The 14,827-nt window shown below is 68.4% G+C and carries 12 protein-coding genes; 2 read left to right on the top strand and 10 right to left on the bottom strand.

Annotated elements, in window-relative coordinates; genetic code table 11:
• Positions 1–92 precede the first annotated feature (92 nt).
• The 3 genes from coaD to RCH22_RS03315 form a co-directional block, all read right to left on the bottom strand.
• Positions 93–581 carry a pantetheine-phosphate adenylyltransferase gene (gene coaD, locus RCH22_RS03325; protein ID WP_327012838.1) on the bottom strand — a complete coding sequence of 163 codons (489 nt, stop codon included), beginning with the start codon at positions 579–581 and terminating at the stop codon, positions 93–95.
• A gap of 146 nt (positions 582–727) precedes the next feature.
• Entirely contained in the window at positions 728–3,268 is a 2,541-nt protein-coding gene (locus tag RCH22_RS03320; protein ID WP_327012837.1) for a cell wall-binding repeat-containing protein, read from the bottom strand.
• 435 nt (positions 3,269–3,703) lie between these two features.
• Entirely contained in the window at positions 3,704–5,944 is a 2,241-nt protein-coding gene (locus RCH22_RS03315) for an ATP-dependent DNA helicase RecG (protein ID WP_327012836.1), read from the bottom strand.
• A 55-nt stretch (positions 5,945–5,999) separates the two neighbouring features.
• On the opposite strand from RCH22_RS03315, the gene rsmD reads away from it, so the two are divergent.
• Entirely contained in the window at positions 6,000–6,578 is a 579-nt protein-coding gene (gene rsmD, locus RCH22_RS03310; protein WP_327012835.1) for a 16S rRNA (guanine(966)-N(2))-methyltransferase RsmD, read from the top strand.
• Positions 6,579–6,593: 15 nt separating this feature from the next.
• On the opposite strand, the gene thiL is transcribed toward rsmD, so the two are convergent.
• Positions 6,594–7,676 (bottom strand): thiamine-phosphate kinase, encoded by a 1,083-nt coding sequence (gene thiL, locus RCH22_RS03305; protein ID WP_327012834.1) that lies wholly within the window; start codon positions 7,674–7,676, stop codon positions 6,594–6,596.
• A 23-nt stretch (positions 7,677–7,699) separates the two neighbouring features.
• On the opposite strand from thiL, the gene RCH22_RS03300 reads away from it, so the two are divergent.
• A complete protein-coding gene (locus RCH22_RS03300; RefSeq protein WP_134447532.1) occupies positions 7,700–8,212 on the top strand; it encodes a DUF3515 family protein in 513 nt (170 codons plus the stop codon).
• Positions 8,213–8,232: 20 nt separating this feature from the next.
• On the opposite strand, the gene RCH22_RS03295 is transcribed toward RCH22_RS03300, so the two are convergent.
• From RCH22_RS03295 to leuC, 6 genes are all read right to left on the bottom strand, one after another.
• Positions 8,233–9,363 carry a D-alanine--D-alanine ligase family protein gene (locus tag RCH22_RS03295; RefSeq protein WP_327012833.1) on the bottom strand — a complete coding sequence of 377 codons (1,131 nt, stop codon included), beginning with the start codon at positions 9,361–9,363 and terminating at the stop codon, positions 8,233–8,235.
• Complete coding sequence (locus tag RCH22_RS03290) at positions 9,266–10,405, bottom strand: NAD(P)H-dependent glycerol-3-phosphate dehydrogenase (RefSeq protein ID WP_327012832.1); 1,140 nt, start codon at positions 10,403–10,405, stop codon at positions 9,266–9,268. Before RCH22_RS03290 ends, RCH22_RS03295 begins: the two co-directional genes overlap by 98 nt.
• Positions 10,395–11,135, bottom strand: a complete 741-nt coding sequence (locus RCH22_RS03285) for a lysophospholipid acyltransferase family protein (RefSeq protein ID WP_327012831.1) — start codon at positions 11,133–11,135, stop codon at positions 10,395–10,397. The genes RCH22_RS03290 and RCH22_RS03285 overlap by 11 nt, the downstream gene beginning before the upstream one ends.
• A 79-nt stretch (positions 11,136–11,214) precedes the next feature.
• Entirely contained in the window at positions 11,215–12,543 is a 1,329-nt protein-coding gene (murA, locus tag RCH22_RS03280) for a UDP-N-acetylglucosamine 1-carboxyvinyltransferase (RefSeq protein ID WP_327015445.1), read from the bottom strand.
• A 104-nt stretch (positions 12,544–12,647) separates the two neighbouring features.
• Positions 12,648–13,256, bottom strand: coding sequence for a 3-isopropylmalate dehydratase small subunit (leuD, locus tag RCH22_RS03275; protein ID WP_134560776.1), 609 nt, complete (start codon positions 13,254–13,256; stop codon positions 12,648–12,650).
• Positions 13,257–13,258: 2 nt separating this feature from the next.
• On the bottom strand, positions 13,259–14,767 hold the full coding sequence (gene leuC / locus RCH22_RS03270; protein WP_327012830.1) for a 3-isopropylmalate dehydratase large subunit: 1,509 nt from the start codon (positions 14,765–14,767) through the stop codon (positions 13,259–13,261).
• Between the last annotated feature and the right edge of the window lie 60 nt (positions 14,768–14,827).

Below are 14,827 nucleotides of genomic sequence, written 5' to 3'. Positions count from 1 at the left end.
CGGCACGGTCGCCGGTGCCGGTCGGATGCCCGGGGCGCGTTGCGTCGGGACGCCCGCGGGGACATCCGTTGTCGCGCCGGCGGGCGGGGCGGTCACACGGGTGCCTTTTGCAGGTATTGCGCGACGACGCGGGGCACGTATGGCGCGATGTCGCCGCCGAGCGCGGCGACCTGTCGCACGAGGGAGCTGGAGACGTGCGCATTCGCCGGGTCAGGCAGCATGAAGATGGTCTCGACGCCCGCGAGGTTGCGGTTCACGATCGCCATCGGTGTCTCGTATGCGACGTCGACCTGGGAACGGATGCCCTTGATGAGCACGCTCGCCCCGACCTCGAGGCAATAGTCGACGAGGAGGCCCATGCTCCAGGAAGCGACGATGATGGTGTCCGGGAGCCCGGCGTCTGCGATCGCCCGCTGCAGAAGGGAGACGCGCTGGCTGATCGGCAGGAGGGCCGTCTTGTCGGGGTTGTGCACGACGAGCACGTGCACTTCATCGAAGAGGCCCGCCGCCCGTTCGATCACGTCGAGGTGACCCAGCGTGACGGGGTCGAATGAACCAGGGACAACGGCGATCCTGCGCATACGCAATACCCTAACCCGCGAGCACGTCTCGCGCCTCCCCGGGCGGCACACTCTCGGCATTCGCCCTGCTGGGAGGCCAAATTCGCCGGCCGGTGAGCGCGCGCGAAAGGCCAGGCGGAGTCTCCCGCCTGGCCTTCGTGCGCGATCTAGCCGACCAGGGCCAGCGACTGGGCCATGACCGCGTCGGACACCGCGAGGTTTCCGCCGAGAATCACGATCCGGGCCGGCTTCAACCGGGCGAGCTCAGCCGCGATGACGGCGGGAATGCCGTTGGGCTGGACGAGGAGCACCGGTCCCTGGTTGACGCCGGCGGCACCGGCACCAGACAATGCATCCTGGTAGGTCTCGCCCGTGGCCAGGTAGACCACCGGCACACCCGGCGTCGGGAACGTGCCAGCGGAGATCGCGGCCGACGTGCCATAGGCATCCTGACCCCACAACCGCGTCGTCGGCGCGACCCCGGAGAGGCTCGCGAAGACACCATCCGAGACAGCCAGATTACCGCCGAGCACCACGATCCGAGCCGGCTTCAACCGGGCAAGCTCCGCCGCGATGACACCCGGGATCCCATTCTGCTGGACGAGCAGTACCGGACCCTTGTTCACCCCGGCAGCACCGGCACCGGACAATGCATCCTGGTAGGTCTCGCCCGTCGCAACGTACGCGACCGGCACACCCGGCGTCGGGAACGTGCCAGCGGAGATCGCGGCCGACGTGCCATAGGCATCCTGACCCCACAACCGCGTCGTCGGCGCGACCCCGGAGAGGCTCGCGAAGACACCATCCGAGACAGCCAGATTACCGCCGAGCACCACGATCCGAGCCGGCTTCAACCGGGCAAGCTCCGCCGCGATGACACCCGGGATCCCATTCTGCTGGACGAGCAGTACCGGACCCTTGTTCACCCCGGCAGCACCGGCACCGGACAATGCATCCTGGTAGGTCTCGCCCGTCGCAACGTACGCGACCGGCACACCCGGCGTCGGGAACGTGCCAGCCGAGATCGCGGCCGACGTGCCATAAGCATCCTGACCCCACAACCGCGTGGCCGTCGCCGCGGCGGGCGCAGCCACTGCGGCGCTCGCGACGCTTGTCGCGGAAACCGCGGGAAGGCCGGTCGCCGTGCCGGTGACTGTCACGGTGACGGTCTTCCCCTGGTCGGCGAGGACGGGTGTATACGTCACGGCGGTTGCACCGGGAACGATGACCCCTCCAACCGACCACTGGTAGGTGAAGGCGATCGGAACCGGGGTCCAGGCTCCTGGAACGGCGGTGAGGACCTGTCGGACCGCGGCAACACCTGTGATGGTCGGGACGGCCGGCGTCACCACGGTCGCAGGGGCCCCGACGGTGTCATACAGGGCGTAGTCATCGGTCACCAGCGTGCCGTTGCTGATCAAATTGAGTCCGAAGCTGATCCCGGTGACGCCGGCAGGCACGACCGGCGTCGTCCAGGCCGCCTGCGTATACGCGGTGGCCGCAGCGAACAGCGGGCTCGATGTCTGGTAGGTCCAGCCTCCGACTGCGTTGCGGTAGAACAGGTCGAACTGGGTGGTCACTGTCGACTTGTACCAAGCTCGCAATGAGTAGGTGTGACCGGGGGTCGCGGTCGGTGCACAGGTGCCGAGGTCCTGCATCAGGGCGAGCTTCGCGTCACCGCTGACCAAGCCCGTCACCACGAGTTGTTCGGCCTTTGTCCCGCTATGCGCCTCGGCGGCCGTGCCCAGCGTCGTGAGGGTAGCCGTGCTGATACCGAAGCCGCCGGACTGCCAGCACTGGGGGGGCTGTGCGGGAACCGTGACAATACTGCTCGCCGTCTCGAGGCTCGGGTTGATCACGCCGTTCACGCCTGCGGCAGGTGCCGCCCTGAAAGTGTTCGTGGACGCGACCAAGGGCTTCACAGCCCCGCCGATCACCTGCTGTACTGTCTTCACCGTCGTGTTGGTGGTGGATCCCGATGCAGTGGGTGCCCGGGCGGCGAGCCAGCTGACGAATTGTTGAAGCAGGGTCGGGGTGATCGTCAGGTTCAGCGGGTCGCACACGCCCGGTGCCGTGTCGCAGACGTGGTGAAATGTCAGTTGGACCCAACCGCCGCCGCTTGTCTCGGCGTCGGTCACGGTCTTCTGCAGATCGGCGAGGGTCCACGTCGAGTCAACTTCGTCGGGCGCCCGAGTCTGGAAGGCATCGGCGGGCGGGATCGTCTCGGCGAACAGACCGGGGGTACCCCCGAACCGCGTGAAAGTGTCGCCCAGATTGCGGGCACTGTTGAAGCCGCACGCGCTGACCGCGGCTTCGATAGCCGGCGTCACACTCGCGTATGGGTATGCGAAGTCAGTAGTCGGGAAGCCCCAGGAATCCAGGGTGTTACGGCCCTGACAGATTTGCTTGGTGACCTCAACAGCTGGGAGGGTCGCCAGATCCGGGTGGCTAACCGTGTGGCCACCGATCTCATGCCCGCTGTTCTTGAGTGCCGTCAACTGGGCCAAATTGAGATAACCCGAGGCGCCGACCCATCCGGTTGGGACATAGAAGGTGCCTCGCATGTTGGCAGCTTCGAGGATCGGCAGAGCCGCAACCTGATCGGCGTTGCCGTCGTCGAAAGTAAAGCTGACGACGGTCGGCGGGTCAGAGATCGCCGCTTGGGCCGGGACTGACAGTCCGAGAACCGATCCCAGGGACAGCATCATCACGGACACGGTTCCGAAGGCGCGCCACCTTGGCCGCCGCCGGAGGGGACTACGCAAGGTCACTCGTGGCGCATCGCTTGCGTTCCGCAGATAGGACTGGATCATGTCAACTTCCGTTCGGGCGTCGGGAATCGAAAAGGTGGGCGGGTGCGTGGGCCGGGTGTGTTCCATCGCGGTGTGGTCGACGATTCCCGGCGGACGGCACCCGGGTCGATTAAGCTCTTCACCGAGCCCGGATAGACTCCCAAATCGTCCCCGATCGTGCTGGTGCGCAAGCCAGGGGAAGGACCTGTTTGATTGTTGAGGCACCGTAGCACCGCGCTCGCGGGACGGGATAGGCCGGGAATCACCCCCACTTCGCGGGTAGCTGGGTGCCCGAAACAACCCCGACCGGTGACGATTGCGCTGGTCGGGTCTCATTCGGCGGTCCGGCGTTCAGCCCTTGGTGAGCGAGGCGCGTTCCGCGTCGTCGAGTCGCCGGCGCACCGCATCGCGCAGGGCCGGCACGCTCGCGAGCTCGGGGTCATCCGCCGCGAGCTCCTGCGCGTGGGTACGCGCCTCGAGGATGAGTTCGCCGTCGGTCGCGACCCGGAGCAGGCGCAGCGAGGAACGCCCGCCGGACTGCGTGCTGCCGAGCACGTCGCCCTCCCTGCGCAGCTCGAGGTCGATCTCGGCGAGCTCGAAGCCGTCGAGGGTCGCGGCGACGGCCTCGACCCTCGACCGGGCGAGAGAGTCGGCTTCCGCACGGGTGACGAGCAGGCAGAGCCCCGGCACCCCACCGCGGCCGACCCGCCCGCGCAACTGGTGGAGCTGCGAGACGCCGAACCTGTCGGCGTCGAGCACCACCATCACCGAAGCGTTCGGCACGTCGACGCCGACCTCGATCACCGTGGTCGCCACGAGCACATCGATCTGGCCCGCGGCGAAGGCGAGCATGATCTGGTCCTTCTGGTCCGCGGTCATCCGGCCGTGCAGTGGTTCGATCCTGGCCGCGGCGAGCTCTGGCCGGGCGCGCAGCCTCTCGAGCACGACCTCGACGGATTCCGGGGGTACGGCCGGCGCGGCGTCGGCGGCGCCCTTCTCTGTCGCCGGCTGTTCGAATTCCTGACCCTCCTCGAGTTCCTTCGGCGCGATCGCAGGACACACGACGAAACCCTGCCGCCCGAGGGCGACCTCCTCGGCCAGCCGGGTCCAGACGCGCGAGAAGGTCTGCGGCTTTTCGGCGAGCGCCACGACATAGGTCTGGATGCCCTGCCGGCCGGCCGGGAGCATCGCGATCGTCGACACGTCAAGGTCGCCGAAGACCGTCATGGCCACCGTGCGCGGGATCGGTGTCGCCGTCAGCACGAGGAGGTGTGGTGGCACAGCACCCTTGAGGCGGAGTGCCTCGCGCTGATCGACGCCGAAGCGGTGCTGTTCGTCGATGACCACGAGTCCGAGGTCGAAGAACGATACCGATTCGGCCAGGAGGGCGTGCGTGCCGATCACGATCCTGGCCTGGCCGGAGACCGCGCGCAGCAACGCCTTGCGCCGAAGGGCGACGGGCAGTTTGCCGGTGAGCAGCACGGGCACAAGTTCTGCGGCCAGGTCGGGGCCGAGTATCTGCACTATCGACCGCAGATGCTGGGCCGCGAGCACCTCCGTCGGCGCGAGCAGGGCGGCCTGTCCCCCGGTGTCGGCGACGGCGAGCATCGCCCGGAGCGCGACGAGCGTCTTGCCGGAGCCAACCTCGCCCTGCAGGAGCCGGTTCATCGGTGCGGTGTCGGCGAGGTCCCTCGCGATCTCGGCGCCAACGGTCTGCTGGTCGCCGGTGAGGGTGAACGGAAGGCGGGCGTCGAAGCGTTCGAGGTACCCGCCGGGGACGGGCACCCGTGCGGTCGACTTCGTCGCCCTGGCGGCGTTTCGCTGCTGCACGAGCGCGCTCTGCAGCACGAATGCCTCGGTGAACCGGAGGGTGTCGCGGGCCCTGATCCAGTCGGCGTCGACGGCGGGTTGGTGGATGAGCTCGAGGGCCTTCCGGTGCGGCAGCAGGCCGCGTTCGGCGCGGAGCGCGGGCGGGAGCGGGTCCTCGACGGGGCCGAGGTGCTTGAGTATCTTTCCGACGATCGTCTGGAAGTCCCAGCTCGCGACCGCGGCGGTCGCCGGGTAGACCGGGACGGGCTCGACGAGCCAGGCCTCGCCTTCCGTGGGAATCTCGTGTTCCTGTTCCTCGTCGCTCCCGGCGACGAAGAGCTTGTAGTGCGGATGTGCGAGCTGCAGCTGGTTCTTGAACGAGGTGACCTTGCCGGTGAACATGCCGCGGGTGCCCGGTGCGAGCAGCTTCTCGCGCCAGGCCTGGTTGAAGAACGTGAGGGTGAGGATGCCGCGGCCGTCGGAGATCTTGACGGTCGTGATCGAGCCCTTGCGGGTCTTCATGTCGTGGGTGGAGACCGAACGCACCTCGGCGAAGATCGTGACCTGTTCGTCGAGCGGCAGTTCGCTGATCGCGCTGAGCTCGCCGCGCCTGGCGTAGCGGCGAGGGTAATGACTGAGCAGGTCGCCGACGGTGCGCATGTCGAACGCCTTGGCGAGCGATTTCGCGTCGGCGGCCGTTATCGTTCCGCGTGCCGTGAGCGGGGTATCCAGGGTCAGGGCGCCGGTGAGCTTCTCGCCGTCCGCCGCGGTCGCATCCGTCATCCTTCGATCGTAGGCGCGGCCGCCGACACTGCGGTCCGGCTAGGCTCGAACGGACATGACGCGCATCATCTCCGGGTTCGCCGGTTCCCTGCCCCTCGCTGTTCCCAAGTCGGGCACACGCCCCACGAGCGACCGGGTGCGCGAGGCGATCTTCTCCGCCCTCGACGCCCGTGACATCATCCGGGGCGCCCGGGTGCTCGACCTCTATGCGGGCTCCGGTTCCCTCGGGCTCGAGGCCGCGAGCAGGGGTGCCCGCATCGTGACCCTCGTCGAGAACAGCTACGGGGCCGCTCAGATGTGCCGGAAGAACACCGACGCGGTGCTCAAGGCCGCCCCGAAGAAGGACGCCCCGTCGATCCGCGTCTCCGCGCAGGCCGTACAGTCATTTCTCGCGGCGACGGGCGACGGGTTCGAACTCGTCTTCCTCGACCCGCCGTATGAGCTCTCCGACGTGGAACTCGGGCACAACCTGCTCGCCCTGACCCCCCTGCTCGACCCGGACGCCCTCGTCGTCGTCGAGCGCAGCTCCCGCTCCCCTGAGCCGTCCTGGGGTCCTGGCCTCGCTTCCGAGCGCCGCAAGGACTACGGCGACACGACCGTCTGGTACGCCGCCCCGGTGCTCGCCGGCTCGTAGCCGCCGCAGGCGCGGTCAGCCGAGGGCGCCGTCCCAGCCGCGGTACGGGTCCCAGCCGCCCTGCTCGTGCGCGCAGCCGTCGACGAGGACCGTGCCGGCGGCATCCGTAGTCCTGCCGATCACACGGAAGCCCTCGGGCAGCACGGCGCCGGCAGGGAAGGTCGCGAGCAGGCCGTGGTCCTCGCCGCCGCCGAGCGCGAGTCCGACGCTGTCGCCGAGGGAATCCGCCGCGAAGTCGATGCCGACCCCGCTCGCCTTGGCAAGGCGCCCGGCGTCGATGAAGAGGCCGTCGGAGAGGTCCATCATCGCGGTCGCGCCCGCGAGGGACGCGGCAGGGCCGCGGTCGATCGGCGGCGTCGGGGCGAGCTGGGCGCCCACCTCGACCGGGTAGCGCTCCCGCACGGCCGCGGCCAGCGCGGCATCCGGAACACCGTTCGTGTCGACTCCGTGCCGGAAGAGCAGCGCGAGGCCGGCCCCGGCCTCGCCGAGCCCCCCGGCGAGGGCCACGACATCGCCTGCGCGCGCTCCGGAGCGCAGGACCGGCTCCCGTCCCTCGAGGTCTCCGAAGGCCGTGACGGCCAACGTGAGGGCGTCAGAGGCGGACAGGTCGCCACCGACGACGCCGCATCCCGGTGCGAGCACTGCGCAGCAGTCCCGGAGGCCGTCCGCGATGCCCTCGATCACGGAGATGGGGGTCGACGGCGGCGCCGCGATCGCAACGACGAGCGCCGTCGGGCGGGCGCCCATCGCGGCGACGTCTGACAGGTTGGTGGCCGCGGCCTTCCAGCCGAGGTCGTGCGGCGTGGACCACGCCATCCGGAAGTCGGGCCCCTGGATCATCATGTCGGTCGTGACGACGTATCGCCCGTCGGGGGCGCGGAGCACGGCCGCATCGTCGCCGGGTCCGAGCAGCTGAGTCGCAGCATCCGGCAGCCGCGGAAAGATGCGGGCGAGCACCTCGCCCTCGCTGAGCTCGGCGAGGGTCTGGTTCGCCGGCCCCGCGTTCGTCGCAGCCGCACCGGTGTCTCGCGCAGCCCGAGATTCCGACGCAGCCGCCGAGGATGCGTTCGCGGCAGGGGTTCTCGCAGCAGTGGTCATCTTCAAACGGTAGCCTGAATGGAATGTCTCTCCGTTCCCGTACCCGCCGCAGCCTCGCCACGTCGACGCTCGCCCTGGCCGGCGTCGTGCTCCTGAGCGGATGCACGGCGAGCGTCGCCCTCGAACCCGCGGCGGACGCGGTGAACCCCGGTTGTGCAGACGTCGTCGTGCACCTGCCGACGCTCGTCGCCGACCAGGCCGAACGCGAAACGAACGCCCAGGCGACGGGCGCGTGGGGCAGCCCGGCCGCCGTGCTGCTGCACTGCGGCGTCGCGGTGCCTGCTCCCACGACGCTGCCGTGCCTCAACGTCAACGGCATCGACTGGATCGAAGACGACTCCGCCGCACCGCTCTACCGGTACACGACGTACGGGCGCACCCCGGCGAGCGAGGTCGTCATCGACTCGGGCAAGGTCAGCGGCTCGACGGTGCTCGTCGACCTGGCCGCCGTGATGGCGGTCATCCCCGCGACGGCCAAGTGCCTCGGGGCCGCCGACGTGACCCTGCCCACCGACGGCGGAACCCTCGCGCCCTGAACGACGCCTGCCGCACCTGTTCAGGCAGGAAGCGGGTCCCGCTCCCGGACACCGCGGCGGGCGAGCGCGACAGAGATTAATTCGTCGATGAGCGCGGGATACGTATAGCCGCTCTGCAGCCAGCACGTCGGGAACATCGAGATCGGCGTGAAGCCGGGCATGGTGTTGATCTCGTTGATGACCCAGCCGGTGTCCGTCAGGAAGAAGTCGACCCGCGCCAGCCCGGCACCGTCGATGGCCTCGAACGCCCGGATCGCCATCCGCTGCATCTCGGCGAGCTCGGCCGGGGTCAGGGCGGCCGGGCATACCAGTTGGATGCCCGCTGCCCCCAGGTACTTGGCGTCGAAGTCGTAGAAGTCACGCCCGGTGACGAGTACCTCTCCGGCGACGGATGCCCGCGACGGCTCCCCCGGAGGGCCCTGCAGCACGGCCACCTCGAGTTCGCGGCCCACGAGACCGGCCTCGATCAGGACCTTGTCGTCCTCCGCGAGGGCGGTCTCCATGGCACGGACCAGCTCGGCGGGGTCTGTGACCCGGCTCACGCCGACGCTCGAGCCGGCGCGGGCCGGCTTGACGAAGGCGGGCAGCCCGAGTTCGGCGAGGGCCGCGTAGGCCATTCCGGGCGCTTCGGCCCAGTCGGCCGCAGTGATCGTGCGCCACGGTGCGACCGGAAGCGAGGCCTGCTGGAAAACGGTCTTGGTGAAGTGCTTGTCCATCCCGAGCGCCGAGGCGAGCACGCCGGATCCGACGAACGGCAGGCCGAGCAGTTCGAGGAGCCCCTGGATGGTGCCGTCCTCACCGTACGGGCCGTGCAGGATCGGGAAGACGAGGTCAACGCTGCCGAGCACGCGGGCTGCGGCACCGGGGGCGTCGACGACGCGGAGCGTGCGGTCGAGGGACGATTCCGGCCAGTGCACCCGGCTACCGTTGTCGGTGACGACGGGAAGCTCCGCTGCGGAGGATCCGAGTGCGAAGTGCGCCGGGTCATCCGCTTCGAGCACGAACGCACCGTCGCGGGTGATCCCGATCGGGATCACGTCGTAGCGCGACCGGTCAATTGCCGCCAGGACTCCGCCGGCCGTGGCGCAGCTGATCGAGTGTTCGCTTGACCGACCCCCAAAGAGCAGCGCTACCGTGAGCTTGTCCGTCATCAATTGTCCTTTCGCCCTGCGGCTCCGCCGAATCCGTGGTGAGGTGAGGGGCGATGTCCCGCGGTTTCAGCGTACCGGCCAGTACCTGCCGCACCTGTTCGACGATGGGCATGTCGACACCCTTGGCCCTGGCGAGATCGAGGATCGGTCCGACGGAGGCGAGGCCTTCCGTGGTCTGCTGCATTTGCTTGACGACGTCCGCGATGCTGTAGCCCTGGCCGAGGAGCCGCCCGGCCGTGTTGTTGCGGGAGAGCGGGGACTGGCAGGTGGCGATGAGGTCGCCGAGGCCGGCGAGGCCGGCGAGGGTCTCCGGCTGGGCGCCGTATGCGACGGCGAAGTCGGTCATCTCGACGAGGCCGCGGGTGATGATCGAGGCCTTGGTGTTCTCGCCGTAGCCGACACCGTCGACGATGCCGATCGCGACGGCGATGAGGTTCTTCAGCACGCCGCCGAATTCGGTGCCGATCACGTCGGTGTTGACGTAGGAGCGGAAGTAGCCATTGGTCGCGAGCATCGCGACGGCCTGGGCGGTCTCGAGGCTCGTTGAGGACACCACGGCGGCCGTCGGCTGCTCCCTGGCGATTTCGAGGGCGAGGTTGGGTCCGGAGATCGCGGCGATGTGGTGCGGGTCGATGGGCAGCATCTCTTCGATGATCTGGCTCATCCGCTGGCCGGAGCCGCGTTCGACGCCCTTCATGAGAGACACCAGGATCGCGTCCGGCTCGAGGAACGGCTCCATCAGGAGCAGGTTCTCCCGCAGCGACTGGCTCGGGACCGAGATGAAGACCTGCTCTGCTCCGGCGAGGGCCTGGTCGAGGTGCGGGGTCGCGCGCAGCCCGATCGGGAGGTTGATACCGGGAAGGTAGTCGCTGTTCCTCCGGCCCTCCGTGATCTCGCGGGCGAGTTCCGGCCGCCGGGCCCAGAGCACGACGTCGGCGCCGCCGTCGCTCAGGATCTTGGCGAAGGTCGTGCCCCAGCTTCCGGCTCCGAGCACGGCGACGCGCGTACCGACAGGGCCACCCTGCCGCTGTTTAGCCTTCAAAACGGCCGGTCTCCTTCTGGTCGTGCTCGGAGGGGTTCCAGCGCTTCGCCGGGGCTTTCTCGCCGCGGAGGTCCTCGAGGAGCCCGGTGATGGCATCCATCAGGATGGCCGTCGCCTCGTTCAGGGTCGCCGTGTCGAGGCTGCGTCCCTTGAACTCGTCGAAGGACAGCGGATCGCCGATCTTCACGTGGATGGTCTTGCGGGGAAACGGGCTGATCCGTTTCGAATACCGCGGCATCAAGTCCTGGGTGCCCCAGTGGGCGATCGGCACGATCGGGATGCCCTGCTCGAGCGCGATCCGCACGGCACCGGTCTTACCGCGCATCGGCCAGAGCTCGGGGTCGCGAGTGAGCGATCCTTCCGGGTACACGATGACCATCTGGCCGCGCTCGACGAGCCGCCTGGCGGCCTTGACGGGTTCGTTGCCGCGCGCGACCCCGCCGCGTTCGACGGGGATCTGGCCCGACTTGCGCAGCAGCCAGCCGAGTACGGGGATTGTGAAGACGGATGCCTTCGCCATGAACCGGGGAGCACGCCCGAGCTTCCACGCGAGTGCGCCGACGACGATCGGGTCGATTTCACTGAAGTGATTCGGCGACAGCACAAACGCCCCGGTCTGCGGGAACTTCCGGACGTCGGTCACCCGGTACCGCACCGCAAGGTTGACCGCAGGGAGCACGATCGTCGCGAGGATCCAGAACACCGACGGCTGTGTGGTTTCCTTGCGCACCCTCACCGGTTTCGCGGATGGATCAGGTTCGACGGACGGTTCGGATGACGGACTTGCTCCATTGACTGGCACAGGGCCATTATCCTTCGAGATCGAAGTCCGCCCCCAACAGCCGCAGCTTCGTGATGAAGTTTTCGTAGCCACGGCTGATGATTCCCACATTGCTGACCGTCGAGGTGCCCTCGGCGGTGAGCGCCGCGATCAGGTGACTGAAGCCGCCGCGCAGGTCGGGAACCTCGATGTCGGCGCCGTGCAGCTTCGTCGGCCCCGCGATGACGGCGGAGTGGTTGAAGTTGCGCTGCCCGAAGCGGCACGGGTGGCCGCCGAGGCATTCGCGGTGGATCTGGATCGTCGCACCCATCTCGACGAGTGCGTCGACGAAGCCGAAGCGTTGCTCGTAGACGGTTTCGTGCACGATCGACACGCCGTGGGCGTGGGTGAGTGCGATCACGAGCGGCTGCTGCCAGTCGGTCATGAAGCCGGGGTGCACATCCGTTTCGATGACGACGGGCTTGAGGTCGCCGCCCGGGTGATAGAAGCGGATGCCGTCGTCGTGGATCTCGAAGGCGCCTCCGACCTTACGGAACACGTTGAGGAAAGTCAGCATCTCGGACTGGCGCGCGCCGCCGACGAAGATGTCGCCGTCGGTCGCGAGCGCGGCTGCCGCCCAGCTCGCGGCTTCGTTCCGGTCGAAGAGCGCCCGGTGATTGTAGCCCTCGAGTCGTTCGACACCCTCGATGCGGATGACCCGGTCCGTATCGACCGTGATGATCGCACCCATCTTCTGCAGGATGTTGATCAGGTCCATGATCTCGGGCTCGATCGCCGCGCCCTTGAGCTCGGTGATGCCCTCAGCGCGTACGGCGGTGAGCAGGACCTGCTCCGTCGCACCGACGCTCGGGTACGGGAGGGAGACCTTGGCCCCGTGCAGGCCGTTCGGGGCCGACATGCGGATGCCGTTGGGCTGCTTGTCGACGACGGCGCCGAACTTGCGCAGCACCTCGAGGTGGAAGTCGATCGGCCGGTCGCCGATGCGGCAGCCGCCGAGGTCGGGGATGAACGCCTCGCCGAGGCGGTGCAGCAGCGGTCCGCAGAACAGGATCGGGATGCGGGAGGACCCCGCGTGCGCGTCGATCGCGGCGAAGTGCGCGCTCTCGACGTCGACGGGGTCGAGCAGGAGTTCTCCAGGCTCGGGCCCGTCGGTCACTTTGACGCCGTGCACCGCGAGCAGCTCGCGCACGATGCGCACGTCGCTGATGTTGGGCACGTTCTTCAAGATGCTCGGGCTCTCGCCGAGCAGGGACGCGACCATGGCCTTGGTGACCAGGTTCTTCGCGCCCTTGAGTTCGATCCGGCCGATCAGCGGGATGCCGCCGCGAATCGTGATCTTGTCGCCTTTCAGCCCCACAGCGGCCCCCCAGCTCTGTGCGTTCTCACGGTTTTGTTCGTCTTCGAGGAGCTGCGCCTTAACGGCTGCGTCTTCACGGTTCTGGGCGATCTCGCTGATGGTGCTCACAAATTTACCTGCCTTGCGGGGAGAGTACGGGGCCGCCACGGCTCCCGATGGGATTCGAATTCTGCGATCCGCGCTTCATCACGCAGGGTCAGGCCAATGTCGTCAAGGCCTTCGAGCAGGCGCCAACGGGTGTAGTCGTCCACCTGGAATGGCACTGTGAAATCGCCGACGCGTGCTGTACGCGCAACCAGATCGACAGTGAGTTCTATTCCCGGGTCGGCCTCGATGATGCTCCAGAGCTTCTGAGCGTCATCCTCGGTGATCTGCGCGGCAAGGAGGCCCTGTTTGCCGGCATTGCCGCGGAAGATATCGCCGAACCGGGGGCAGAGCACCACGTCGAAGCCGTAGTCGCGCAGCGCCCAGACGGCGTGTTCACGAGACGATCCCGTGCCGAAGTCCGCGCCGGCGACGAGGATGCGCGCGCCGGCGTACTCCGGCCGGTTCAGCACGAATTCGGGGTCCGTTCGCCAGGCGGCGAAGAGCGCGTCCTCGAAACCGGTCTTGGTGACGCGTTTGAGGTAGACGGCGGGGATGATCTGGTCGGTGTCGACGTTGGAGCGGCGCAGCGGCAGGGCGATGCCCGTGACGGTTGTGAACTTGTCCATGGTCAGAGTGCTCCATCCAGTGCCGTTGCCGCAGCAGGGGCCAGTTCGGCCGGGATCGCGTCGGCCGTGACGAGGCCGTCCGCGACGAGGTCCCACGGGCTCGACAGCGTGCCGCGGATGGCGGTGGCCGCCGCGACGAGCGGGGAGACCAGGTGGGTGCGGCCGCCCTTGCCCTGGCGGCCCTCGAAGTTGCGGTTGCTCGTCGAGGCGCAGCGTTCCCCGGGGGCCAGCTGGTCCGGGTTCATGCCGAGGCACATCGAGCAGCCCGCGAAGCGCCATTCGGCACCGAAGTCTGTGAAGACCTTGTCGAGGCCTTCCGCCTCCGCCTCGATGCGAACCCGGGCGGACCCGGGGACCACCAGCATCCGCACGCCGGGGGCGAGCGTCTGGCCGCGCACGATGTCGGCGGCGGCACGCAGGTCTTCGACGCGGCTGTTCGTGCAGGAGCCGAGGAACACGGTATCGACCCGGATGTCCTTCATACGAGTGCCGGCCGCGAGGTCCATGTATTCGAGGGCGCGCTCGGCGGCGGCGCGCTCGTTGGCGTCGGCGACGTCGGCCGGGTCAGGCACGGTCTCGCTCAGCGAGACGCCCTGGCCGGGGTTGGTGCCCCAGGTCACGAAGGGCTCGAGGGTGTCGGCGTCGAGAACGACCTCGGCGTCGAACACGGCGCCCTCATCGGTCGCGAGGGTCTCCCAGTACGCGACCGCGTCGTCCCAGTCCTGACCCGCCGGCGCGTGGGCGCGACCCTTCAGGTAGGCGTACGTCGTCGCATCCGGTGCGACCATGCCCGCGCGCGCGCCTGCCTCGATCGACATGTTGCAGATGGTCATGCGGCCCTCCATCGAGAGGGCGCGGATGGCGCTGCCGCGGTATTCGAGCACGTAGCCCTGTCCGCCGCCGGTGCCGATCTTCGCGATCACGGCGAGGATCACATCCTTGGCGGTGACGCCGGGGCGCAGGGTGCCTTCGACGGTGATGGCCATGGTCTTGAACGGCTGCAGGGGCAGGGTCTGGGTGGCCATGACGTGTTCGACCTCACTCGTGCCGATGCCGAGGGCCATCGCCCCGAAGGCGCCGTGCGTGGAGGTGTGCGAATCACCGCAGACGACGGTGATGCCCGGTTGGGTGAGCCCGAGCTGCGGACCGACGACGTGCACGATGCCCTGCTCGATGTCGCCGAGCGAGTGCAGCCTCACGCCGAATTCCTCGCAATTGCGTCGGAGGGTCTCGATCTGGGTGCGGCTCGTCAGGTCCTTGATCGGCCGGTCGATGGCGAGCGTCGGAGTGTTGTGATCCTCGGTCGCGATCGTCAGGTCCGGTCGGCGCAGCCGGCGGCCGGCGAGGCGCAGCCCGTCGAACGCTTGCGGGCTTGTGACCTCGTGCACGAGGTGCAGGTCGATGTAGATGAGGTCCGGGATGCCGTCGGAACCCTTACTGACCAGGTGTTTGTCCCAGACCTTCTCGGCCAGGGTTCGCGGGCGTTCGCCCGACATGGATGCGTTAGTCATGTGTGTGCGTCTTCCTCAAGATTTGATGGCAGCCAACGACAGTCTCCGCGACGAGGGAGG

Source organism: Cryobacterium sp. GrIS_2_6 (assembly GCF_035984545.1).
Taxonomy (GTDB): Bacteria; Actinomycetota; Actinomycetes; order Actinomycetales; family Microbacteriaceae; genus Cryobacterium.
Note: the sequence above shows the minus strand (reverse complement) of the source record. Positions and strands in the feature narration are given on the sequence as shown.